We start from the raw sequence: 978 nt of genomic DNA, 5'->3' as shown, positions 1-978 counted from the left end.
GGCCCTCGATCAACAACGCCAACTTCGCCGACACGGTGCGCGGCATGACCGAGGGCCTGCGCGACAGCGGGCTGGAGATCCTGCTCGGCTTCACCGACTATAATATCGAGGAGGAGGAACGCCTGGTCGGGCAATTGCTGCAGCGTCGCCCGGAGGCGATCATCGTCACCGGCGGCCGGCACACGCCGCGCTGCCGCAAGCTGCTGGCAAATGTCGGCGTTCCGGTGGTGGAGACCTGGGATTTGCCAGCCGATCCCATCGGCCACGTCGTCGGCTTTTCCAATGCCGATGCCGGGCGGCTGATGGTCGATCATTTCGTCCAGCGCGGCTATTCGAGGCTGGGCTTTATCGGTGGCGACACCTCGCGGGACACCCGCGGCCTGGACCGCCGGCGCGGCTTCGTCGCGGCGCTGGAGGACCGCGGCCTCGACGCTTCGCGCGTGATTGCCTCCGGCGTGCCGCCGATCTCGATGCGCGAGGGCGCGACCGCCATGGTCGAGATGATCTCGCGCTGGCCGGACACACAAGCGGTGATGTGCGTGTCCGACCTCTCCGCCTTCGGCGCCCTGATGGAATGCGTTCGACGCGGCATCCGCGTGCCGGACGACGTGGCGATTGCCGGCTTCGGCGCCTATGATCTCGCCGAGCAGTCGGTGCCTTCGATCACCACGATCGACGTCGGCGCGCATGAGATCGGCATCCGCGTCGCCGAGCTGGTGCTCGACCTGCTCAACGGGCGGCGAGCGCTCGATGACCGCGTCGTAGTCGGCATGACGCCCAGGGTTGTTGTGCGACACACGGCCTGAAGCGTCGGAAAAAACGAACGGCCGGCGGATGATCGCCGACCGCTCGCTGATCGTTCTGGATGGCGTCTATTTGCCCCAGATCTTCTTGTATTGGTCGCGGTAGCCGTTGCCCGGGTCGAAACGGTTGTCCGGGCCGCCGTCGAACTCGACATTGTCGGAAGTCACCACATGC

The 978-nt window shown here is 66.4% G+C and carries 1 protein-coding gene; it reads left to right on the top strand.

The window, feature by feature from the left end; translation table 11 throughout:
- On the top strand, positions 1-806 hold an 806-nt coding region (locus tag EOA60_RS34700; RefSeq protein ID WP_128312714.1), incomplete at its 5' end, for a substrate-binding domain-containing protein.
- Between the last annotated feature and the right edge of the window lie 172 nt (positions 807-978).

Origin of the sequence: Mesorhizobium sp. M1A.F.Ca.IN.020.06.1.1, from assembly GCF_004023265.1 — a bacterium.
Taxonomy (GTDB): Bacteria; Pseudomonadota; Alphaproteobacteria; order Rhizobiales; family Rhizobiaceae; genus Mesorhizobium.
Note: the sequence above shows the minus strand (reverse complement) of the source record. Positions and strands in the feature narration are given on the sequence as shown.